Source organism: Peribacillus sp. NJ11 (assembly GCF_030348405.1).
Classification (GTDB): Bacteria; Bacillota; Bacilli; order Bacillales; family DSM-1321; genus Peribacillus.
Window position 1 is genome coordinate 430961 of the sequence record NZ_JAUCFO010000001.1, and the last position, 22112, is coordinate 453072.

General features: G+C 39.3%; 24 protein-coding genes. 4 read left to right on the forward strand and 20 right to left on the reverse strand.

Annotated features, from left to right (window positions below):
• Positions 1-186: 186 nt before the first annotated feature.
• A complete protein-coding gene (locus QUF86_RS02160; protein WP_289333471.1) occupies positions 187-1251 on the reverse strand; it encodes a C45 family autoproteolytic acyltransferase/hydrolase in 1065 nt (354 codons plus the stop codon).
• Positions 1252-1408: 157 nt separating this feature from the next.
• Between QUF86_RS02160 and QUF86_RS02165 the strand changes: the two genes are divergently transcribed.
• Entirely contained in the window at positions 1409-2800 is a 1392-nt protein-coding gene (locus QUF86_RS02165) for a hypothetical protein (RefSeq protein ID WP_289333473.1), read from the forward strand.
• A 236-nt stretch (positions 2801-3036) separates the two neighbouring features.
• Here QUF86_RS02165 and QUF86_RS02170 read toward each other — a convergent pair whose 3' ends face one another.
• Genes QUF86_RS02170 through QUF86_RS02180 form a run of 3 tightly spaced genes read right to left on the reverse strand, consistent with a single transcriptional unit; the run spans position 3037 to position 4963 of the window.
• On the reverse strand, positions 3037-3825 hold the full coding sequence (locus tag QUF86_RS02170; protein WP_289317982.1) for an ABC transporter permease: 789 nt from the start codon (positions 3823-3825) through the stop codon (positions 3037-3039).
• Entirely contained in the window at positions 3822-4727 is a 906-nt protein-coding gene (locus QUF86_RS02175; protein ID WP_289317983.1) for an ABC transporter ATP-binding protein, read from the reverse strand. Before QUF86_RS02175 ends, QUF86_RS02170 begins: the two co-directional genes overlap by 4 nt.
• On the reverse strand, positions 4724-4963 hold the full coding sequence (locus QUF86_RS02180; RefSeq protein WP_289317984.1) for a PLD nuclease N-terminal domain-containing protein: 240 nt from the start codon (positions 4961-4963) through the stop codon (positions 4724-4726). Before QUF86_RS02180 ends, QUF86_RS02175 begins: the two co-directional genes overlap by 4 nt.
• Positions 4964-5294: 331 nt before the next feature.
• Between QUF86_RS02180 and QUF86_RS02185 the strand changes: the two genes are divergently transcribed.
• A complete protein-coding gene (locus QUF86_RS02185) occupies positions 5295-5840 on the forward strand; it encodes a helix-turn-helix domain-containing protein (RefSeq protein ID WP_289317985.1) in 546 nt (181 codons plus the stop codon).
• 172 nt (positions 5841-6012) lie between these two features.
• Here QUF86_RS02185 and QUF86_RS02190 read toward each other — a convergent pair whose 3' ends face one another.
• Positions 6013-6573 carry a thioredoxin family protein gene (locus QUF86_RS02190; protein ID WP_289333474.1) on the reverse strand — a complete coding sequence of 187 codons (561 nt, stop codon included), beginning with the start codon at positions 6571-6573 and terminating at the stop codon, positions 6013-6015.
• 214 nt (positions 6574-6787) lie between these two features.
• Between QUF86_RS02190 and QUF86_RS02195 the strand changes: the two genes are divergently transcribed.
• Both QUF86_RS02195 and QUF86_RS02200 read left to right on the forward strand, forming a co-directional pair.
• Complete coding sequence (locus tag QUF86_RS02195) at positions 6788-7648, forward strand: GRP family sugar transporter (RefSeq protein ID WP_289333476.1); 861 nt, start codon at positions 6788-6790, stop codon at positions 7646-7648.
• An 18-nt stretch (positions 7649-7666) separates the two neighbouring features.
• A complete protein-coding gene (locus tag QUF86_RS02200; RefSeq protein ID WP_289333477.1) occupies positions 7667-8452 on the forward strand; it encodes a glucose-1-dehydrogenase in 786 nt (261 codons plus the stop codon).
• A gap of 143 nt (positions 8453-8595) precedes the next feature.
• Here the strand turns inward: QUF86_RS02200 and QUF86_RS02205 are convergent, their stop codons facing one another.
• From QUF86_RS02205 to QUF86_RS02275, 15 genes are all read right to left on the reverse strand, one after another.
• Complete coding sequence (locus QUF86_RS02205) at positions 8596-9948, reverse strand: LLM class flavin-dependent oxidoreductase (protein ID WP_289333478.1); 1353 nt, start codon at positions 9946-9948, stop codon at positions 8596-8598.
• Between the two features lie 16 nt (positions 9949-9964).
• A complete protein-coding gene (locus QUF86_RS02210; RefSeq protein ID WP_289333479.1) occupies positions 9965-10816 on the reverse strand; it encodes a MetQ/NlpA family ABC transporter substrate-binding protein in 852 nt (283 codons plus the stop codon).
• A 35-nt stretch (positions 10817-10851) separates the two neighbouring features.
• Positions 10852-11502 (reverse strand): methionine ABC transporter permease, encoded by a 651-nt coding sequence (locus tag QUF86_RS02215; RefSeq protein ID WP_063234758.1) that lies wholly within the window; start codon positions 11500-11502, stop codon positions 10852-10854.
• Positions 11444-12523: a methionine ABC transporter ATP-binding protein gene (locus QUF86_RS02220; protein ID WP_289333480.1), complete on the reverse strand. Its 1080-nt coding sequence runs from the start codon at positions 12521-12523 to the stop codon at positions 11444-11446. The genes QUF86_RS02215 and QUF86_RS02220 overlap by 59 nt, the downstream gene beginning before the upstream one ends.
• Positions 12524-12568: 45 nt before the next feature.
• Positions 12569-13402 carry a MetQ/NlpA family ABC transporter substrate-binding protein gene (locus QUF86_RS02225; protein WP_289333481.1) on the reverse strand — a complete coding sequence of 278 codons (834 nt, stop codon included), beginning with the start codon at positions 13400-13402 and terminating at the stop codon, positions 12569-12571.
• An 88-nt stretch (positions 13403-13490) separates the two neighbouring features.
• Positions 13491-14495, reverse strand: coding sequence for an LLM class flavin-dependent oxidoreductase (locus QUF86_RS02230; RefSeq protein WP_289333482.1), 1005 nt, complete (start codon positions 14493-14495; stop codon positions 13491-13493).
• A 452-nt stretch (positions 14496-14947) separates the two neighbouring features.
• Complete coding sequence (locus tag QUF86_RS02235) at positions 14948-16090, reverse strand: amidohydrolase (protein WP_289333483.1); 1143 nt, start codon at positions 16088-16090, stop codon at positions 14948-14950.
• Positions 16091-16104: 14 nt separating this feature from the next.
• A complete protein-coding gene (locus tag QUF86_RS02240) occupies positions 16105-16614 on the reverse strand; it encodes a GNAT family N-acetyltransferase (protein WP_289323696.1) in 510 nt (169 codons plus the stop codon).
• A 23-nt stretch (positions 16615-16637) separates the two neighbouring features.
• Complete coding sequence (locus tag QUF86_RS02245) at positions 16638-17408, reverse strand: amino acid ABC transporter ATP-binding protein (protein ID WP_289333484.1); 771 nt, start codon at positions 17406-17408, stop codon at positions 16638-16640.
• Complete coding sequence (locus QUF86_RS02250) at positions 17405-18115, reverse strand: amino acid ABC transporter permease (RefSeq protein WP_289333485.1); 711 nt, start codon at positions 18113-18115, stop codon at positions 17405-17407. The genes QUF86_RS02245 and QUF86_RS02250 overlap by 4 nt, the downstream gene beginning before the upstream one ends.
• A 20-nt stretch (positions 18116-18135) precedes the next feature.
• A complete protein-coding gene (locus QUF86_RS02255; protein WP_053344404.1) occupies positions 18136-18843 on the reverse strand; it encodes an amino acid ABC transporter permease in 708 nt (235 codons plus the stop codon).
• A gap of 32 nt (positions 18844-18875) precedes the next feature.
• Positions 18876-19700, reverse strand: coding sequence for an amino acid ABC transporter substrate-binding protein (locus tag QUF86_RS02260; protein ID WP_289333487.1), 825 nt, complete (start codon positions 19698-19700; stop codon positions 18876-18878).
• A 20-nt stretch (positions 19701-19720) separates the two neighbouring features.
• Positions 19721-20254 carry a GNAT family N-acetyltransferase gene (locus QUF86_RS02265; protein WP_289333488.1) on the reverse strand — a complete coding sequence of 178 codons (534 nt, stop codon included), beginning with the start codon at positions 20252-20254 and terminating at the stop codon, positions 19721-19723.
• Positions 20255-20456: 202 nt separating this feature from the next.
• A complete protein-coding gene (locus QUF86_RS02270) occupies positions 20457-20717 on the reverse strand; it encodes a glutaredoxin family protein (protein ID WP_289333489.1) in 261 nt (86 codons plus the stop codon).
• Between the two features lie 36 nt (positions 20718-20753).
• Positions 20754-22088 carry an LLM class flavin-dependent oxidoreductase gene (locus tag QUF86_RS02275; protein ID WP_289333490.1) on the reverse strand — a complete coding sequence of 445 codons (1335 nt, stop codon included), beginning with the start codon at positions 22086-22088 and terminating at the stop codon, positions 20754-20756.
• Positions 22089-22112 lie beyond the last annotated feature (24 nt).

Sequence of the window (22112 nt, forward strand, 5' to 3'; positions counted from 1 at the left end):
AAACAGACTTCCAGCTTCTTATTCCTAATCCAAAATCTGTTACTCTATCATATTATATAACTGGCGTATCCACTAATAAATAGTACCAGGATCCGTTTCCTAAAATTAAACCTGCAAAAGCCCAATCCAAGGACTGGGCCTATTAACAACCTAAGGTTCAAATTTACTTAAAAGAATCCTGAACGCTCAATTCCGAAACCAATTCGCGCCCTCATCCATATGCACAAATGGAATATCCGTATCAATTACACCTTTGATTCGTTCTAACTTAACATCTTCCCCATCAAGCCATTTCGCAAAATCTATTGAAGTCGGCTCCTGGTTCCCTCCCAAAGCGATCCAAGCCTTCATCTCCTTAGGTAAATAAGCGGATGTATGAATCGTTCCCGCCCAGCTGCTATATAAATCCGAGAAGACGCCTTGATCGGTATCATTAAACAATCTATAAGCATCGTAGGCAGATGAAAGTTTCCCTTCGTGATCTTGTATAATTTCCAATCGGCGTTTCGAATCGATAAGATGGTTACGATTTTCATGTTTCATGATTTCAAAATGATTGGTACAAGCATTTGACGTGCGCACCTCTACATTTCTCGGAGAGGTTTCCACAATATAGGTACTTCCGCTTTTATCATAGACGACGTAAGTGAAAGAATGACGATGCGGGATTTCCTTCAACATCGCGACCGCCTCCTGAACGTTCGCACAAGATTCAACAATCAGCCTGCCAATCATGCAACAAATGAACCCATCACCAGGGTTCTTGCGATTCATGAAGTTATAGCCTATCACCAAACCTTTTTCGTTCATTCCATCCATCCGCCCAGTCCCTCGCTGACTCGGACCAATGCTGGAATACCCTCGATCGCTTGGCTGGAATAAGACATAGCGCCCTTCATATGTCTTTGGATGGTAATCATAATTGCGAATGAGATAATCATCGCCTGTCATGATGGAGCACCCCGACCGAACATAATCCAAACGGTATCCCCCGAACTCCTGCAACACGCGTTCAATTGGCCATTTAAGCGCATCTTGCAACCCCAGTAATTCCTCCCAAACTCCAGGGGCGAATTGTGTAATCGCCTTCTTGACCTCTTCCTCTTCAACCGTAAACCGAGGCTGCCTGATCTTCCACTGATCTTCACGATTTTTTACCGTTAGTGAATCTTTTAATTCCTCCCCTTGCATGTATCCAAACTCATAATGTGTACCCCGAAATTGTATGACATCACTATATATTTGCTTCACGGCTTATCCCTCATTTACAGTAGTTACTATTCAAATTAAGAATACTTGAAGTAATGTTGAAAATAAAGAAGATAAGCGTTTAAATTTATGAAACAACTCACCACCCCGTACCTCCTTCATAATCTGTAACTAGGCATATATATGAGGGGGACGGATCATGGAGATGGAATTAACGGCACTCCATTGGATTTATGTTGTATTCATTGCATTGATAATCGGGTTTATGGTAAAACGTCGTGATACTACCCTCATCTGCATAATTGGTATTTTCCTTTTGGCTTTAGTGGCTACAGGTAGTTTAGCATCCTCCATAAGCGGGATATTCAACAGCTTCATTTTCGCAATCACGGAATTAATGTCCACGATTTTAATCATTTCAATCATCGTTGCCATGAGCACGGTATTAACGAAGTCGGGCATTAATGATGTCATGATTGCACCGTTTGCGAAATTCATTAAAAATCCTACACTTGCCTTTTGGGTAATCGGGATCGTCATGATGATCATATCCTGGTTTTTCTGGCCATCACCGGCCGTTGCCTTACTCGGGGCTGTTTTGCTCCCAGTTGCCTTACGGGCTGGTTTACCTGCGTTAGGCGTAGCGATGGCGATGAACCTTTTTGGTCACGGAATAGCATTATCAGGGGATTTCATCATTCAAGCTGCACCTAAACTAACTGCGGATGCCGCTTCGATACCAGTCGGTGATGTCATCGCTGCGAGTATTCCCCTTGTCATTACAATGGGGGTCGTTACCACCCTTTCCGCCTTTCTCCTTTTAAAGCGGGATATGAAGCTTGGAAGAATCAAGGCGGCGGATAATGAGGGAATCGTCCAAGATCAAACAATCAGTGAAGATTTGCTCACACTGGGACAAAAGAAGTTTTTTGCCGTTTTCATTCCGATCGCCTTTCTGTTGGATGTTGTGGCATTGTCGATTTTGAAGCTCCAGGGCGGAGATGCAACGGCGTTGGTTGGCGGTACAGCCGTTTTCATTTTGCTGATTTTATCCCTTGTCGCACATAAACAACAAGGACTTGAAAAATCAACAGCCTATTTAATTCAGGGTTTTCAATTTGGCTTTAAAGTATTCGGACCTGTAATTCCAATCGCTGCATTCTTCTATTTAGGTGATTCTGGATTCAATCAGATCATCGGGAACTATTTACCAAAAACATCCCTCGGCATCGTCAATGACCTCGGTGCCGCATTAGCGGCCTCCGTTCCTTTAACAAAAGAAATAGCCGCCGTCACATTAACGGGAATCGGTGCCATCACTGGGTTGGATGGATCGGGCTTCTCAGGCATTTCTTTAGCGGGATCGGTCGCCAAACTATTTGGAACGGCAATCGGAAGCGGAACCGCCACATTGACCGCACTTGGGCAAATAACCGCGATTTGGGTCGGCGGAGGTACCCTGATTCCATGGGCACTGATACCAGCCGCTGCAATTTGTAACGTGAGTCCCTTTGAACTTGCTCGCCGGAATTTGCTGCCGGTCACCATTGGTTTAACAGTTACTACGATAGTCGCGATGTTTCTCATTTAATGATTCTGTCCGATATGTATGGACTCACGGAACGGGTCTGAAATTTCCACATTCCCATATTTAAAAAGGACTGAATTAAAAATCAGTCCTTTTTCATTTCAATCGTCGATATAACTGTAGATTTCGTCGATATATTCCTATTTTCGGAGATATAACTGTAGATTTCGCCGATATATTCCTATTTTCGGAGATATAACTGTAGATTTCGTCGATATATTTTTCCTTCATACCCTAACTTATTCGTTATGGAATTTCTTTTTTGAAATCCATATGTTCGTTACCAATATCGTTAGTGCCGTCAATTCAAGTGCCGCTAATGCACCCCAAATCGCCTGTGTATTGACGGTACCTAAAATCAATACTTCCATCGCATATTTACTCATGCTTGCTGGATTCACATTATCTATAACCGGGCTTAAACCAACTATCATTCTGCAGCCGAGAAGAAATACTATCGAAATTAATGCAATGATGCCCTGACTATTAAAAATGGTACTGATCATCGTCGTGAATGAAACGATAAATAGAATCCACAGCAGATAGAACAACAAAGCCATTATTAAATTCACAAAATCAACACTCGTAAACAAAAAAACTGCATACAGATATGAAACCAAGTATCCTAATGCTACACTGCAGGCAACAAACAGATAATTGGAAATGATTTTCCCACTTATATAAGATACAACCGTCACGGGCCTTGTAAGAATGAAAGCCAGCATCCCATTTGCTTTATCAGATTGTACGACACCCATCATGGAAACGATGATGATCATGACTCCGAGCTGATCAAATTGAGACCCTAATGTACTAGCAAGAACTTCGCCGCCTGTTTGGGCAGCCATGCTTGGATCAATGGTGATCCCTTGACCCCCACCCAGAGCTTCTAATATTGAAGGTAAATAATAGCTTACAACCGGTTGAGTTATCCCTAAAAATATAAATGCAAGTGGAAGCCAAATCACTTTAAATTCACGTACCATCTGAACAAATTCCTTTTTCGCTAAAACGGTAAAATTATTCATTCTTCTACCACCAATTTTAAAAATATCTCTTCCAATGTATCGTTATCTATTTCGAACCTTACAAGATCAACATTATGCTCCAGCGCATTCGCCAGTAACATATTCTTGTTTGACTCAATATTTTCCACTTCTATCTTCAATTTATTTCCCATTACCTCTACACTTTTTACAAAGTTCAAGCTTTTTACGTTTTCAATCCATTTTTGACTTTTAGAGGTTATGTCGACATTAATTTTGTTTCCGCTATTCCTGTTTAGTAATTCTGACATTGTTGTATCTTCAATTTTTTCACCACTCTTTATAATGACAAATCTCTCACATATTTCTTCTGCATCGCTTAATATATGTGTCGATAATAAAATTGTCGTATCTTTCTTTATTTCTTTTATTATATTTAACACTTCTCTCCGGCCGATTGGATCTAATGCCGAAACAGGTTCATCCATGACAATCAATGCTGGTTTATGTAACAACGCTTGTGCAATTCCAAGCCTCTGTTTCATACCTCCTGAAAAAGTTCTCACCTTTGAATTTTCTTCCCCGCTCAACCCCACTTTCGACATTATCTCTGGAATGCCCCTTAATAATTCTTCTTTTTTGATACCCGAGAGCTGCCCCATGAAAGTAAGGGTTTCTTTGGCAGTCATCCATTGAAAGAAGTTTGGGTATTGTGGTAAGTAGCCTATTTCCTTTTTCATTTTAGAAATTTTCTTACCATCAAGCAAAACTTTTCCCATACTTGGATCTATAATGTCTGCAATCACTTTTATTAGTGTCGATTTGCCAGCTCCATTTGGCCCTATCAATCCAACACATTCCCCTGATTGCAGTTCCATTGAAAAATTATTGACCGCTGTTTTTTCTTTGAATTTTTTTGTAACATTTTTAATTTCTAATTTCATATTCTCTCATTGTCCTTTCTACCAATAACGAAGTACAGAATTGGACCGATAGTATTTGCAAAAATAATGATGAGTGTCCACAATAAAACATTTTTCCTCGTCTTTCGATGTCGGTATAAATCAATTAATGATATAAGGACTAGAATCATCCCAATAGCAATTACCGGTAAAATAATTGGCAGAATAGACATGAAATCAATATCTTTCAATTCGTTCCATCCATAATGCAATTCCATATATACCACTCCTTTAATAACGAAATATTATTATCATTATCAGTAATGATAACATTAAGATTGGAATTTTTCACCTATTTTTTTCTTTATAAAATATTGTTTTAGTTTTTATTGTTATTTATAATGATAATATTATCAATATAAATAACAATGAAAATATAGTGATATTTATTAAGCTTTATTGTAGGTATTTTCAATTGTGAAGTAGTTAATATCTTCAGAAAAAATAGTTCGGTAATATTCTTGAACATGATTCAAACATTACAATATATGGCGAAATGAACTTATTATTCATGACTTATCCCGTCAAATTCTATGTAAGGAGAATAAAATGATTAATAAAGCTGAAATTTTAATGCATCCAGTAAGAATAAAGATTTCCCAAGCTTTAATGAGAAACAGGGAAAATGGGTTAACACCATTAGAAATGTTAAAAATCATTAAAGATGTGCCCCAAGCAACATTATATAGACATATACAGGTTTTGTTGGATTCAGGGGTCATTCGCATTGTTAAAGAGAAAAAAGTGAGATCCGTTTCGGAAAAATACTATGTGTTAAATGAAGAAGAAGCGCGAATTAGCGGGGAAGAATGGAAAAAATCTTCTAATGAGAAAAAACTGAACTTTTTTTCTTATTATCAATTATCCCTTATGACTCAATATCAAAACTATCTTTCTAAATTAGAAGAAAAAGACTGCTCAGAAGATGGTTCAACCTTTTCAATTTTAGAGCTAAAGCTTGATGATGAAAGTTTTGTTAACTTCCAAAATGAATTGAACGATTTAATGGTAAAATACTACAAAGCTACGAATCAAAGTTCTAAACAGGACTCCCCTATTCGAACCATCGGCGTTACGATTATTCCAGAATCATAAACAAATGAAAAAGGCTGTTCCGAAACCATGGTACCATGACCATAAGTCTCCTTATTTGGAACAGCTCCTTCATTATGGAAGAAACCCCCACATTTTTATTATCTGCTTGACGGCAATTATCAGGTCAAAAATGAATCTATCCGTTGGCAGCAGCAAGAGTCATCCTTAAAATTCAAATTTCCCCCATAGCTTCCTTGATACTGCTGTATACTTCGTCCCATAGATGCTTTTCTTCGGAAAAAGCCGCTGTTATTTTTTTAATAACTTCTTTTTGCTCTGCCTCGAAACGTTCATCATCCTTGGAAGGCAGGTCAGACCTCAACTCCATTACATACTCTTGTACCTTTGGTGCACGAGGTCCCCAAACGGCTTTTTCTTCACCATTCTTATCAATGAATATAAAAATGGGAATCGCACGCGCCGTTCCATTCGTTAAGTATTGATCGATCAGCTCAAGATTTTGATCTCGTAAAACCATGCGAGTTTCAATATTAGCCGCTTCAGCTATATTCAACAGAATAGGTATATTCATCATCGCGTCTCCACACCAGTCTTCAGTGATGACAATGGCTCGAAGTTCCTTCGTAGTTAATTCATAAAAAAAGCCTTGGTCTTCTGCAGAAATGGAAAAACGCTCCTGAATCGATTGTAAGTTTTCTTTATGTACTTTCATCGAGGATATAAATTCTTTTGCAGGAATCCCCTTTTCAAACCATTCATTCAGTGTCGTCATATTATTGCTCCTAACTATTTTTAAGTTAAAAATAGCATAAACCACTTATTATTTCATTGTTTCCACGCTGAAAAATCAATTAGAGCTAAAATTACAAATTGGTAAATTAAAACCATGTTTTCTTTCCCGTGTAAAGGGAAAACTCTAAATACAATCAATAGCTTACTAACTAACTATTTTATATTCATTAAAACATTGTTTTCTAGTTTAGGAGATGAAATTTGTGGAAGGTTTTCTCTTTGCGCTACTCCCTGCATTGACATGGGGCAGCTTAGTGCTTGTTGCCGAAAAACTCGGAGGCAACTCTTATAATCAAACACTTGGCATTACAGTCGGTTCATTACTGTTCGCCATCGTGATGTCTTTCATCAATCCGCCGGAATGGAGCAGTACAGTATGGATCGTCGGCATCTTTTCCGGGATAGGCTGGGCATTCGGGCAATTATTTCAGTTCAATAGCGTCAAGGAAATCGGAGTGTCGAAAACCGTTCCAATCTCAACAGGACTGCAAATTCTAGGAAATACATTCTTTGCCGTTATCATTTTCAAGGAATGGAATGACAAGATTACAATCATCATCGGCATTGTTGCAATAATCTGTTTGATTACAGGTGTCTTGCTGACAAGCTACGGCGATGGTACTAACAAAAAAGAAGGAAGCATGAAAAAAGGGATTTTTTATCTTGCCATTTCAACGGTTGGTTATGTTACATATGTCATTGTAGTCAGATGGAATGAAGTTGACGGATGGTCGGCGATCCTGCCTCAAGCAATTGGCATGTTCCTAGCTGCCCTGCTCCTTTCCATCAAACATAAACCGTTTAATAAGTATGCCGGACGAAATATTCTAACCGGAATCATGTGGGCAATCGGCAATATCGGCCTCCTGCTCGCTAATCCAAAAGTGGGCGTCGCCATCGCATTTTCATTTTCCCAAATGGGAATCGTCATTTCCACTTTAGGCGGCATCTTTCTTTTAGGAGAGAAAAAGTCCAAAAAGCAAATGGCCTTCGTCATTATCGGATGTGCACTCGTAATAACTGGCGGAATCATGATTGGCTTTACAAAAGAATAGTCAAAGGAGCGATAAATGATGTATGAAGATTTAGAGAAAAAAGTAGTCGTGATCACTGGGGCGGCAAAAGGGTTAGGAAAAGCCATGGCCGAAAGGTTCGGTAAAGAAAAAGCACATGTAGTATTGAATTATCACACTGAAAATGGCGACCATAAGGAAATCATCAAGACGATTGAAGCTGCCGGCGGGAAAGCCGCAGCCATTCAAGGAGACGTTTCAAAGGAAGCGGATGTAAAGAAATTGCTTTCATTCGCTGTGGACACATTTGGTACAATCGACATCATGATCAACAATGCCGGTATTGAAAATGAAGTGCCAAGTGAAAAATTGACGCTTGAAGATTGGCAGAAAGTCATCGATGTAAATCTAACGGGTATGTTCCTGGCTAGCAGGGAAGCCATCAGTTATATGCTTGATCATGGTATTAAGGGAAATATCATTAACATGTCTTCCGTTCATGACCGGATTCCTTGGCCTCATTTTGTCCACTATGCAGCAAGTAAGGGTGGAGTGAAGATGATGGCAGAAACCCTTGCACTTGAATATGCCCCTAAGGGGATTCGCATTAATAATATTTCTCCTGGCGCAATCGACACACCAATCAATGCCGAAAAGTTCAATGACCCAAAAGCTAAACAAGAAGTCATCAACCTGATTCCGATGGGATATATCGGAAAACCGGAACAAATTGCCGCTTGTGCTGCTTGGTTAGCTTCCGCTGAATCAAGCTACGTAACGGGCATGACCTTATATGCTGACGGCGGAATGACCAAATATCCAGGATTCCAAGCAGGAAAAGGCTGAACTTAACTTAGCTTATTAGCAAGAAACTTTTATGTATATGGATAGGAGAAAAGAGGGACTAGGATTTTTCCTATGTCCCTCATTCCTTTGTCCTCACCATATATATGAATTTAATGGCTTCTAATGAAAATGCGAGATAACCCTTATTCCAAATAATTTGCTATTTCTTCATTAACAAAGCGATTTTTTGGTTTTTTTAATCCAAGGTGATCACGGAGAGTGTCTCCTTCATAGTCCAAACGGAACAAACCCCTCTCCTGTAAAATTGGAACAACCTTCTCGACGAAATCCTCTAAGTCGCCTGGTAACAGTGGAAATTGAAGCATAAAGCCATCTGCAGCTTTTTCAGTAAACCATACCTCCATTTCATCAGCTACTTGTGTTGGTGTACCGACAAATCTATCTCGTCTGGCAGGACTGAAAAATCTCGCATATAAATCACCCACTTTTATGTCCTCTTCACCAATAATTTTCTTCATTTCATTAAAGTTACTTTGTATGCTATTTACTGATGGAAATTCAACATCCTTCGCTGGTGTATCTAAAGAATATTTTGAAAAATCTACGTTGCCCATATAACCAGAAACGAATTTCAAACTCTCATAAGGGTCGACGAGACTTTGGAGTTTATTGTATTTTTGAATGGCAATTTCCTCGGTTTCTCCGATAATAGGGGAAATGCCGTGAAGGATGTGGAGCTCTTCCACGCTTCTTCCAAAATCCATTAAAGACGATTTTAATTCTTGATAATATCGTTTGGATTCTTCAATGTTATCCCAATGGGTGAAAACGACTTCGGCTGTTCGAGCGGCTAACCGCTTCCCTGGTATAGACGCACCCGCTTGAATGATAACCGGCTGCCCCTGCGCCGAACGTGCAATATTCAACGGACCTTTAACCGAAAAATAGTTGCCTTTATACCGAACCTCATGCACTTTATCATGATTAAAAAATTGTCCCGTTTCTTTGTTATGCACAAACGCATCATCTTCCCACGAATCCCATAATCCTTGGACAACGTCGATGAATTCCTCCGCTCGTTCATAACGATGATCGTGTGCCCAATGTTTATCACGACTGAAATTCAAGGCCGTCTCTCCGGTCGCATCAGCTGTAGTAACAACATTCCATCCCACCCGTCCGCCGCTTATATGGTCAACAGAAGCAAATTGGCGAGCGAGTACATATGGTTCACTGTACGTTGTAGAAGCTGTCGCCCCAATGCCGATTTTTTCTGTCGCTACAGCTAATGCTGTAATTAGTACAATCGGATCAAATCGATTAAGTATTTGAGGATGCGATTCATGATTAATGGCCAAGCTATCTGCCACAAAGGCAAGGTCAAATTTCCCTTTTTCCGCAATTTTTGAGAGTCTTTGCAAAGCTTTCACATCAATACTTGCATTCGGATTTGATGCCGGATGCCGCCACGACGCAACATGCATACCTGTTCCAATCAAATAAGCAGCTAACTTCATCTTTCTGTCTTGAGCCATTCTAATCTCTCCTTCCTTATTTATTAGAATATATCTCCTTATAACTGCTCAATTTTTTCAAGGTAATGAATGTTGGAATATAGTTTCCATTGTAAGTTTCTTCAATAAATTTAGCCGTTTTCTCTGATTGATAGAGATCAACTAACTTTCGGTAAATTTCATTGTCTTGATCTTCACTCCTAGCCGCTATAATATTAATATAAGGCTTTGCAGTACTACTTTCATAAATAAGAGCATCTTTTAAATTTAGTCCCGCTTCTACCGCAACTCCATTATTAATCACCGAACCAGCTGTATCTTCCATCACACGTGGGGCACTGGCACCATCGACAGGAACAATTTTGATTTTCTTCGGATTTTCCTTTATTTTGTCCTGTCCACCATTCCCGTCAAAGTCATCCACAACCTTTAAGAGTTTTGCTTCTTGTAATAGCAATAAAGCTCTTCCCCAGTTAGCTTGGTCATTGGGCACAGCAATTTGTGCACCATTTGGGATCTCTTCCACCGATTTATATTTGCTTGAATACAAACCGAGAGGAGCAATAATTGTAGTCCCAATTGGAACGATGTCTGTATTATTTTTCGCATTAAATGAATCTAAATAGGCAACATGTTGAAAGGCGTTGATATCAATATCCCCTTCTGCCAGCGCTTCGTTCGGATCATAAGCCGATGAGAAATTAACAATTTCAATTTCCACCCCTTCTTTTTCAGCCTGTTCCTTTAAAAATTCCCATGTTCGAAGTTCAGAATTTCTAATCCCTACCTTCACTTTCGTTTGTTTCCCTCCTGCATTCGTTGAATCACTTGAGCAACCTGCCAATAACACCCCCAAGATAAGCAGTATAGGTAAAATACATTTTTTCATCATTCATTCCACTCCCCCTCTGTAAACTACCGCCACTACACTCTTCTAATTTTCCGTTCGAATATATTTCCTAAACTTTGTACTCCCTGGACAACAATTACTAGAATTACAACGGTGACGAATATCGTAATAGTGCTAAAGCGTTGATAGCCATATGTTATCGCTACATCTCCAAGTCCACCGCCACCTATAGCTCCTGCCATTGCTGTAGCGCCCACTAAACCAATTGTTGCAGTTGTTATACTTAGAATTAATGACGCAAAAGCTTCAGGCATTAAAAACCTGAAAATAATTTGTAACGGCGTTGCTCCCATGGCTTTCGCGGCTTCAATAATGCCTTCATCCACTTCCAATAGCGAATTCTCCACAAGTCTTGAGATATATGGGCCAATATGAAGCACTAGTGGCACAATTGCTGCTGTCGTACCAATCGACGTACCAACAATTAGTCTTGTAAATGGAATAATCGCCACAAGCAAGATAATAAACGGAATCGATCGAAAAATGTTTACAATCGGATTCACTATAGAAAAAATAAATCTATTTTCATAAATATGACCTTTTCTTGTTACAACCAATAAAATGCCTAAGAATATTCCAATGATGCTTCCAAAAAAAAGTGAAATACTAACCATGTACAGCGTTTCCCACAAGGCGTTTAAAATGAGCTCTTGGCTTACTTCCATCCTTCGTCACCTCCTTCACTTTGACATTTTGATTCTTTATAAACTGTAATGCCCGATCAATTTCATCTTCATTTCCTATTATTTCAACAATTAAATTACCAAATGGGATGCCTTGTAACTCAGTAATATTGCCGAACAGAACGTTTATTTCCACATTAAACCTCTTCGCTGTTTTTGAAACGATTGGCTGCCCAGAGCTTAATCCCAAAAAATCAATTTTAAAAATTCGGCTGAAATAGGCATCCTCATTGAGCAATCCATAAACACTTGATGGCACTTCATCGCGAACAACCGATCGAATGAAGTTACGTGTTGTTTCTGTTCGCGGACGGGCAAAAATATCGATCACATTTCCTGATTCAATCACGCTCCCATCCTCCATCACTGCAACCCGATTACAAATTTCTTTAATCACTTCCATTTCGTGCGTGATAATTAGAATGGTAATTTTATATTCTTCATTTATCCGTTTCAACAGATTCAGGATTGATTTTGTTGTTTGTGGATCCAATGCCGATGTTGCTTCATCACATAATAGAATCGAAGGGTTTGTAGCCAAAGCACGGGCAATCCCGACACGCTGCTTTTGTCCACCTGAAAGTTGATTTGGATAGTTCATTGCTTTGTCTTCTAGACCAACAAAGCGGAGAATCTCATTAACTCGTTCTTCAATCTCTTTTTTCTTTTTTTTACTTAACAATAATGGCATCGCCACATTATCAAAGACTGTTTTTGAATTAAGTAAATTAAAATGCTGAAAAATCATGCCAATATTTTTCTTAGCATCACGCAAATCTTTTTCAGACATCTTGGCAAGATTTTTTCCTTCTACAATCACTTCACCTGAAGTAGGATATTCCAGTAGATTCACAGTTCGGATGAGTGTACTTTTTCCGGCTCCACTAAAACCGATAACCCCGAATATATCCCCTTTTTCAACGGTTATATTAATCTCCTTTAACGCTTCAATTTTCTTCTCCCCGTCATCAAAAACTTTTGAAACCCGACGAAATTCTATCAAAGTGGCCACCTCCTCTTTTTAATTAGCTTGGTATAGAAGCCACCCTTAAAACGCGGGCACGACGGCTCCTTCATATTGATCTAAAATAAATTCTTTGACCTTTTCCGTCGTTAATGCGTTCGCAAGCTTTTGGATCGCTTTATCGTCCTTATTGTCTGGACGAGCAACTAAAATGTTAACATATGGTGAATCCTTCCCTTCAATTATCAGTGCATCATCGAGAGGTTTTAACCCTCCTTCCAGAGCATAGTTTGTGTTAATGGCCGATGCTTCCACATCATCTAGCGAGTGAACTAAAAGGGGGGAATCGACTGGAATGAATTCTATTTTTTTAGCATTTTTTGTAATGTCCTCAATCGTATAATCACCTGACTTAGAAGCATCCAACTCAATGATATTATTTGCCGCAAAAAGCTGTAACGATCGCGAAAAGTTTACTGGATCTTTTGGTACGGCTACTTTCGCTCCGTCTGACAATTCACCTATAGACTTAATTTTTTTGGAATAGACACCAAATGGTTCAATATGTACACCCTTCACATTAACCAAATTCAGACCACTATCTTTATTTACTTGCTCTAAGTAAGGGGTATGTTGAAAGAAGTTTGCATCCAATTCTTTGTCTGCTGTTTGTTGATTCGTTTGAATACCATCCGTAGAAATCACTACATCCAGTTTCACGCCTTGTTTTTCTAAATCCGGTGCGATAAACTCTAAAATTTCTGCATGTGGTATTGAGGCTGCACTAATTTTCAAAGTCACTTCATCATCCTTGTCTCCTTTACTCTCCGATGATGTTTGCTCATTACTTCCACAAGCACCCAATATCAGCAATACTACTGTTAAAACCGTTACGGACAGCCATTTAATTTTCTTCAATGTTTCTCGCTCCTTTTTTTATCCTTTTATATTGGAATAACAAATATTTATCAGCTGCTTCATGCCCTCTGGATCTTTTCTTTTCCTTCTATATGATAGTCTCTTTCCCTAAGAGAAGCGGACTCAACAACTGAAAGGATTGGATCCGTTCTGCTTCTCTTCGAAGCGGTGTATGCAAAATAAATTCATCCACTTGAAAAACTTTCTGAAGTTCCTTTAAAATCCCGTTAACATATCCTGGAGTCCCAGCAATAACACTTGCGGTCTGCTCTTCTATTTCGTAAGCTTCACCAGCCTGCTTCTCAAATGACTCAGCCTGCTCACGTGATTGAACTGTCAGCGTCCGGCCACTTTGTAGATGAACTTTAAATAGTTTGTGTTCGCTTGCCAGCTCCACTGCTTTTTGTTGGGTAGGAGCTGCCACAACCGCTAATGATACGATAAAGCGACCTTCTGGGTACTTGCTTCGGTAAGCAGAGGACGCTTCATACAGCATGGTATCATCACTATTAATAAATCTGGCGAATACAAAATCCATTCCGAGATTGGCGGCTAGTTGAGCGCTGTCTGAACTTGCACCAAGCATAAAGGTTTCTGGCTTTTCAGGCGGTATCGGTGTTGCTTGAATACCAGAGAGTAAGTGATCATCATTGATTGAATTTTCGATTATCTTTTGCAATAAGGATGCACGTTCCCCAAAATCTTTTCCATCATTCACAGTTCCAAATTGTAACGCCTTTGTTGATAAAGGAAATCCACCTGGTGCTTTACCAATGCCAAGATCTACCCTACCCGGGGCAAGAGTGGATAAAACATGAAAATTTTCAGCGACTTTATAAGGACTGTAGTGCTGAAGCATGACACCTCCCGAACCTACACGAATGGATGTGGTTTTCGATAATAAATAAGAAATTAATACTTCCGGTGAAGATCCAGCAACTTGTTCCATATGATGATGTTCCGATACCCAAAAACGGGTATATCCCCATTCTTCAGCTTTTTGAGCTAGGTTTACGGTTTGCTTAAGTGCATCAACTGCCGAATTCCCAGGAAAAATGGGGCTTTGATCTAATATTCCAAGCTTAAAACTCATATGACTTTCTCTCCAATCATTAATACCGAGTTAACAAATCGAATTAGTTGTTTTAATGTAATTGAAATTCATCCTAACATTGTAAACAAGCCCTTGACAACACCTTATTTGATAGAAAAATTTATTTAATTGATAAAAAAATTCTATCAATTGCTTATGAATTTGGAATGCCTTTGCCTAATAATTAACCACGCTCTCGCCTATCATGGTTTGAGATCTATTCTTCTTACCGCTATCAGAATAGGATTCATCAATGATAGGAAGAGAAAAGGAGAGAGGAGTCTATGAAAAGCTGGAATGAAAGAATGAAGAGTGGCTATGTATGGTAGGTAAAATGGGGGGAATGTTCGCATCATGACTATGCTTGAAATCAAGTTGGAACGAAACCTTTGGAATTATAACAACAAAGGTGCTAGGCACGAATTCGTGTCTGGCACCTTTGTCATGTATGTTTACCACTTACCATGGTTATATAATAAATCCTTGGCACTTTCAAATAAAAAATGAGCGGCTTTAATAATGGAATTTTCATCAACAGTAAAAGCTGGATGATGCCAATCTTCGTTTCCGTTTGTACCAAAAAAGGCAAAGGTACCGGGGATATGTTGAAGGTAATAAGCGAAATCTTCACCACCCATTGAAAGTTCTGGATTGATTACATGTAATGATTGCCCCAAAGCAGACCTGCGTGCCATCTCTGTGACAGCTGGATGATTATGTAGCGCGGGGGGCCCAGGAAACCAACCAATCGTAGCTTCCTGTGAAAAAGCAGCGGCGATATGATTCACAATCGAATAAAACTTATCCTTTATTTCTTCGCGAATTGTAGATTCAAAGGTTCGTATCGTTCCTTCTAGTGTGACGTCACCGGGAATCACATTCCAAGTGCTTCCCCCTGTTATTCTCGTTACACTCACCACAGCACTTTCTAGTGGGGATACATTCCGGCTGACGATAGTTTGAAGAGCCGTTATAAGCTGGGCCGCCGCTGCTATTGGATCCTTTCCACTATGAGGGATGGCCGCGTGACTCCCCTTACCTTGAAGAACAATTTGAAAACGGTCCACCGCCGCCATTAACGGACCTTCTTTTATCCCTATAGTCCCAACAGGTAAATTCGGTTTATTGTGCAGCCCAATTATGGCCGCTACATCGCCAATTTGACCATCTTTTATCACATGCGCCGCACCCCCACCTGATTCTTCTGCAGGTTGAAAAATCAATCGCACGGTACCGTTCAGCTCTGATTGGCATTCTTTTAAAAGGTAAGCAGCGCCAATAACGGCTGCGGTATGGAAATCATGGCCGCACGCATGCATTACTCCTTTTACTTTCGAAGCAAATGGAAGCCCAGTTTCTTCCTCAATCGGAAGAGCATCGATATCCGCTCTTATGGCCACGGTAGGTCCGGGTTTACCACCCTTTATATCTGCAAAAACACCTGTTTTCAATCCTGTATTACGGATCTCAATACCCTCTTCCCCGAGCCACTTTTGAATCGATTTTGTCGTTTCGAATTCTTCATTTGATAACTCCGGATATTGATGTAAATGGCGCCGTATCGATATTAAGCGCTTTTCCAGCTCTCGACTCATACAGTCGCCTCCTTCTATAAATCTAAGCGATAGCATTTTACCAAAATATCATGATTTTGAAATTCTTTCGTTCGATCCCGCTTAAAGCCAAACCATTCATATAGTTTAATGGCTTTATGCATCTTATCAGTAGAATGTAGATACAAACTGGACGCACCTTGCGATTTTGCATAATTTACACTAGCTTTTAATAATTCCTGTGCGATACCGCGTCCCCTTGATTCGGGATGAACGGCCAACAACCGAATGATTGGTGAAAAAATCCCAAGTTCCGGCTTTTCATATGCTTTTTCAGATGACTGAAAAAGCTGTAATGTACCAAGGATATCCTGATTGCACTTTGCAACCAACACCTTATCAACATGTGGATTATCCACCGAGGACTCAATATTATTTAAATATCCTTCCCAAGCTTCCGGGTTCGAATATTCATGTTCATATTGTTGATAACTTTCTACCAATAAGCGGCGCACCGTCTCTTTATCTTCTTCAATCAATTCATCGACTACGATTGTATTAATCATACGTTCTCCTTTGGCCCCTTCCTTTAATTGACCTTTTCTTCTAAAAACGATAAGGAAAAATCTCTTGATATCCGGTTTAAAAATTGTCGTGTTCGATCTTTCTTTGGAGCATTGAAAATCTCCAATGGTGACCCTTCTTCTACAATGACCCCTCCATCCATGAATAGAACACGATCCGATACCTCTTTAGCAAAACTCATTTCATGGGTTACAATTACCATCGTGATGCCTTCCTGTGCAATTGCTTTTATGACAGAAAGCACCTCCCCAACCAACTCAGGGTCGAGTGCCGACGTTGGCTCGTCAAAAAGAATGACTTCCGGATTTAAAGCAAGTGCCCTAGCAATTCCAACACGTTGCTGTTGCCCTCCTGACAATTGTGAAGGGAAATGGTCATGCTTATCTCCTAAACCTACTTTTTCCAATAACAGCTCACTTTCCCGTTTCGCTTCAGCTTTCTTATATTTTCTTGTAACAATTAAGCCTTCCATTACATTTTCCAAAACAGTTTTATGAGCAAATAAGTTATAATGCTGAAAAACCATCGCCGATTGTCTTCTAAGGGACAAGATTTCCCTTTTTGTCGCCTTCTTAGACTTCACCTGTATATCTCCTACTTGAACCATTCCCTCATCTGGTTTCTCCAGAAAATTCAAGCATCTAAGCAAGGTTGTTTTCCCAGAACCACTTGGCCCAAGAATGGTAACTACTTCTCCCTTGGCTATTTTCAAATTAATACCTTTTAAAACGGGCTGCTGGTTAAATGATTTTTTTATATCTTTTAAATAAATCATTGTACTCCTCCTCGATTATAGGCAGTGGCCTTTTTCTCAATTAAAAACGAAAGACCTTCTGCAATGATTGTGAGACCCCAATAAATTAAACCAGCAGCGATAAAAGACTCCAAAAATTTCAAATTGGTGGATGCAACAATATTAGCTGCTCCTGTCATTTCTTTTTGCGATACAATGAAAGCTATGGATGACGTATGCAGAAATCCAATGAAAATATTCGTGAAATTCGGGATGGACTGAGCAATGGCCTGTGGCAAAACAATTCGCGTCATGGCTTGAAACGAATTCATACCCACGGAATAGGCTGCCTCCATTTGGCCATTGGAGACACTGATAATTCCCGATCTGAATATTTCTGATAAATAAGCACCCGCACTCAACGATAAGGCGGTTAAGACAAATAAAATAATCGGAATGGAATTAGATTGTATACCCAAATCAAATTTCTTAGAAATTTGATCGATTAATAATGGAAAACCGAAATAAATAAGCATTATGTGCATGATAATCGGTGTTCCTCTAAAGAAGGAAACATAACCATTTGCAACTCTACATAGAAATTTCACTTTATATATCCTAATCAAGGCAACAGCGAGACCGATAATAAAACCTGCAAGAAGAGGAAGCATCGTTAAGGTAAGTGTGATCGGAAGTGCTTTAATAATCTCCTTAAAAGCAGTCCAAATAAATAGAATATCAATCGTCAAGTCCTTCCCTCCTCCCTTTGTTATCCAGTAACAGACACATCAACAGTTTGATGCCGATTAATGCGGTTTTCATAAAGTCTGAATATTTTCTCAAACAATAGCACGACTGCATAATAGATAACAGCTAATGAGAGATAGACTTCGAGAGCATGTGCAGTTGCAGCAATTAATGTCTCTCCCCTACCCATCATATCCATTACGCCGATGGTAAAGGCAAGTGAGGTATCCTTCAAGGATCCGATAATAGAGTTTGCGATATTCGGAAAAGCAATCCGTATTGCCTGAGGAAGCACAATCCGAAAAAAACTTTGACTATTATTCATACCAACAGAATAGGCTGCTTCCGTTTGCCCATAATCGACAGCCTTAATCGCTCCTCGGAATATTTCTGCGAAATGCGCCCCATTACTTAATGCATAAGTAATAATGACAAAATACAGAGCATCCATTCTTGAAATATCAATATTAATGAATAAAAGGATTGCAGGCAGTCCATAAAAAACTAGAAATAATTGTATTAAAATAGGCGTTCCCCGAATGAATGAAATATACAAAATGACAAATTGATTCAAAACAGGGATACGAAATAATCTCAGGATGGCTGCCGCTATCCCGATGACCATTCCTAATAAAACGGATGCTGCCAGAATTTGCAATGTTACTCCAAGGTAATATATTAACGTCGGAATGAAATCGACGATTAATGAAGGATCAAATGCTTTCCCCATGCTTTAGCACCTCCGCGCTTACTACTATCTAATTAAAATCCTACTGAATAGTCTGCGCCCAGCCACTTTTTACTTAGTTCGCTAACTACCCCATCTTTTTTCAGCTCCACAAGTGCTTCATCAATTCTCTTCTGTAAAGGCGTTTCGTCTTTTCTTAGCAAAAAGTATACTTTTGAATTAAGAAGTGGCTCACCCACAACCTTTTGCTGTGCATCTGCTTGTTTATTTAAGAAGTCGACTGCAAATGGTGTAGTTATGGTAGCATCCGCCCGACCAGTTTTGATTTGATTCTTCGTATCATCTACGCCTTGGCCAGAATAGACAATTTCAATCCCGGCATTGTTTTCTTTATTATACTTTTCAAGAAAAACAGCAGAATTGCTCGTTGCACTCACGATCGCTTTTTTTCCTTTTAGATCTTTAATGGAGTGAATATCATTGTTGTCCTGATGAACTGTAACTTGAAGGGGAAAGACATTATATGGTTCTTTATTAAATAGAAATTTTTCTTTTCGTTCATCATTCACCTCCATTTGGTGAGCAACAAAATCTATTTTGTTCGTTTCTAAACTTAATAATAGATTAGAAAATTCCATCGTTTTAAATTCAAATTCATATTCAGGCAGCTTTTCATCGATTTGACGAACCAACTCGACATCATAACCTGTCAGCTTACCATTCTTATCCAAAAAGCAAATATTCGGGAATTGCGTCCCTGTTCCGACAATGATTTTCTGAACTTTTTTATTTTTTGAATCTCCAGAACTTGATTTAGCAGTACTCGTTGTTTCTTTCGAAGAGCAAGCTCCCAAAAAAGTAAGTAACAGTGCCATAACAATAAATAATGTTTTTTTCATCACAAATTCCCCCGACGTTTTTAATTACTAACAATTGGCTCTTTATTTTCAATAATGCGATACAGCGTTTCATCTAGAATTTTACGAAGATACACAATTTTTTCTCCATCGTGATCTCGTTCAGCAAAAATCTCATAGCCTCTTCTTTCATAAATGGAAACAAGCCAAGGATGACGATCAGCTGTCGCCAAATAGACGGCCGGCGCTTTCACCTGTTTCCGAAGTACATTTTCTTCCACCCAGGTTAACAAAGTTGAGCCTATACCTTTTTGTTTGTATAGGGGGTCGACTGCAAACCACCAAATGAATGGGTACGGACTGAAATGATCAGGATCATTCCATGGATGACGAACTGTCACAGTGGAAACAATTTGACCCTCCTGTTCTAAAACATAAGTGAGATTCCGCCTAATATTATTCGTCACTAGCTGCAAATCAGCTGTCGCAGCCAGAAAGTTAATATTCAATTCTCTAATTGGTTCATAAGCCCGAAGTGTGACGTTTAGCACTTCTGGAGCATCCTTTACAGTAGCAAGACGGATTAGCTGTGTCATGATTAACTCCCCGTTTCTATAACATATTATTTACACAAGAATAGTCGGATTTAAATCAGCAATTTTTCATTTATTCCTACTTTACTAACATCCTCCAGTTCTCAGGATTGAAGTATAAGTCATAAAAACTGTCATGGTTGAAAATTCAACTTTTTAAATCAGCTATTTCTACTTATATACTCGGATTAACACGCGTCTTTTTTTATTCTAATCGTTCGAGTACTTCTTCAAGATAAGGTATGCCAATTTCCGTAACACTCTCATATACGTTACCTCGCCCAATTTCAATAATAGGCACATACCGAACACCATATTTGATTTCTAAAATATCTCGCCGTTCATCATGATTGGTAACATCCACCGTTTGATAAGCAATCTCCTTTTCTTTTAAGTATTGTTTAACTTCTTCGCAATAGTGACATCCTTGTTTTGACCAAACGACGACAGATAACGCTTCTTCCATTTCGTATTCCTCCTTATTTTTTAAATGATTCTTCAATTATTGATTAATCTTTTCTTTCGCATAACGATTTTCCGGGAATGGAAGCCCCAAGTTGCCTCTTAATGTTTCTGCTTCATATTCAGTACGATATATTCCCCTTTTCTGAAGTATAGGAATCACATAAGATACAAAATCACTTAAAGCATTTGGAACACTTGAAGTAAAGATAAACCCGTCCGCACCCTTCTCTTCGAACCATCGCTGAATCAAATCCGCTACTTTCTCTGGAGTTCCAATAAAAGAAGTCCGAGGTGTAGTCTCCTTAAGTGCTACTTGACGGAGCGTTAACTGTTTCTCCTTGGCTTCCTCTTTAATCCGATCAGTCGTACTTCGGAAACTGTTTTTTCCGATGTCTCCGAGGTCTGGGAAAGGAGCATCCAGTTCATATTGAGAAAAATCATGATGATCGAAGTATCGTCCCAAATAGTCAAGCGCCTTATCTATAGATACTAGGTTAGCGAGTTCTTGATATTTGTGCTCTGCCTCTTCCTCAGTTGCACCAATGATTGGCGCTATACCTGGCAGAATAACAATTTCATCAGGATTTCTCCCGAATGCAATAGCCCTGTTTTTTACATCTTGATAAAAATTCTTGGCATCTTCCAATGTTGGTTGGCCTGTAAAGATTGCATCCGCTTCTTTAGCCGCCAGATTTTTGCCAGCTTCTGATGAACCTGCTTGAAAAATGACAGGCCGCCCCTGTTTAGATCTAGCAATGTTAAGTGGTCCTTGCACGGAGAAAAATTCTCCTTTATGATTTAATTGATGTATTTTAGAAGGATCAAAAAACTCACCGGACTCTTTATCCCGAGTAAACGCGTCATCCTCCCATGAATCCCAAAGCCCTTTGGTAACTTGTATATATTCTGATGCTATCCGATAGCGTTTGGCATGATCAGGGTGTTCTTCGATCGTTTTGTTATAGTTCAAGGCAGTACTCTCAAGAGGTGTAGTAACAAGGTTCCATCCGCCACGACCATGACTAATGTGATCAAGTGAAGCAAATTGCCGAGCTACGGTAAATGGTTCACTGTATGAGGTGGAAACAGTTCCGACAAGCCCTATTCGTGATGTGAAAGCAGCAAGTGCGGATAAAATGGTAAGTGGCTCAAATCGATTTAAAAAATGCGGAATGGATTTCTCATTGATGAATAAACCGTCAGCAATGAAAAGTAAATCGAACTTTCCCTCTTCTGCCTTCTGGGCCTGCTCCTTATAAAATTCAAGACTAACACTAGCATCGGTTTGAATGTCAGGATGCCTCCAACCAGATATACTCCCTCCAACTCCATGAATAAGCGCTCCAAATTTCAACTTTCTCTGCTCAGACATCAATACTCCTCCTTTAATTAATCG

What these genes read in the sequence shown, in the direction of transcription:
- QUF86_RS02165 (WP_289333473.1), top strand. Translation starts at nt 1,409, where the DNA reads ATGGAGATGGAATTAACGGCACTCCATTGGATTTATGTTGTATTCATT.
- QUF86_RS02170 (WP_289317982.1), bottom strand. Translation starts at nt 3,825, where the DNA reads ATGAATAATTTTACCGTTTTAGCGAAAAAGGAATTTGTTCAGATGGTA.
- QUF86_RS02175 (WP_289317983.1), bottom strand. Translation starts at nt 4,727, where the DNA reads ATGAAATTAGAAATTAAAAATGTTACAAAAAAATTCAAAGAAAAAACA.
- QUF86_RS02180 (WP_289317984.1), bottom strand. Translation starts at nt 4,963, where the DNA reads ATGGAATTGCATTATGGATGGAACGAATTGAAAGATATTGATTTCATG.
- QUF86_RS02185 (WP_289317985.1), top strand. Translation starts at nt 5,295, where the DNA reads ATGATTAATAAAGCTGAAATTTTAATGCATCCAGTAAGAATAAAGATT.
- QUF86_RS02190 (WP_289333474.1), bottom strand. Translation starts at nt 6,573, where the DNA reads ATGACGACACTGAATGAATGGTTTGAAAAGGGGATTCCTGCAAAAGAA.
- QUF86_RS02195 (WP_289333476.1), top strand. Translation starts at nt 6,788, where the DNA reads ATGAAATTTGTGGAAGGTTTTCTCTTTGCGCTACTCCCTGCATTGACA.
- QUF86_RS02200 (WP_289333477.1), top strand. Translation starts at nt 7,667, where the DNA reads ATGTATGAAGATTTAGAGAAAAAAGTAGTCGTGATCACTGGGGCGGCA.
- QUF86_RS02205 (WP_289333478.1), bottom strand. Translation starts at nt 9,948, where the DNA reads ATGGCTCAAGACAGAAAGATGAAGTTAGCTGCTTATTTGATTGGAACA.
- QUF86_RS02210 (WP_289333479.1), bottom strand. Translation starts at nt 10,816, where the DNA reads ATGAAAAAATGTATTTTACCTATACTGCTTATCTTGGGGGTGTTATTG.
- QUF86_RS02215 (WP_063234758.1), bottom strand. Translation starts at nt 11,502, where the DNA reads ATGGAAGTAAGCCAAGAGCTCATTTTAAACGCCTTGTGGGAAACGCTG.
- QUF86_RS02230 (WP_289333482.1), bottom strand. Translation starts at nt 14,495, where the DNA reads ATGAGTTTTAAGCTTGGAATATTAGATCAAAGCCCCATTTTTCCTGGG.
- QUF86_RS02235 (WP_289333483.1), bottom strand. Translation starts at nt 16,090, where the DNA reads ATGAGTCGAGAGCTGGAAAAGCGCTTAATATCGATACGGCGCCATTTA.
- QUF86_RS02240 (WP_289323696.1), bottom strand. Translation starts at nt 16,614, where the DNA reads ATGATTAATACAATCGTAGTCGATGAATTGATTGAAGAAGATAAAGAG.
- QUF86_RS02245 (WP_289333484.1), bottom strand. Translation starts at nt 17,408, where the DNA reads ATGATTTATTTAAAAGATATAAAAAAATCATTTAACCAGCAGCCCGTT.
- QUF86_RS02255 (WP_053344404.1), bottom strand. Translation starts at nt 18,843, where the DNA reads ATGGGGAAAGCATTTGATCCTTCATTAATCGTCGATTTCATTCCGACG.
- QUF86_RS02260 (WP_289333487.1), bottom strand. Translation starts at nt 19,700, where the DNA reads ATGAAAAAAACATTATTTATTGTTATGGCACTGTTACTTACTTTTTTG.
- QUF86_RS02265 (WP_289333488.1), bottom strand. Translation starts at nt 20,254, where the DNA reads ATGACACAGCTAATCCGTCTTGCTACTGTAAAGGATGCTCCAGAAGTG.
- QUF86_RS02270 (WP_289333489.1), bottom strand. Translation starts at nt 20,717, where the DNA reads ATGGAAGAAGCGTTATCTGTCGTCGTTTGGTCAAAACAAGGATGTCAC.
- QUF86_RS02275 (WP_289333490.1), bottom strand. Translation starts at nt 22,088, where the DNA reads ATGTCTGAGCAGAGAAAGTTGAAATTTGGAGCGCTTATTCATGGAGTT.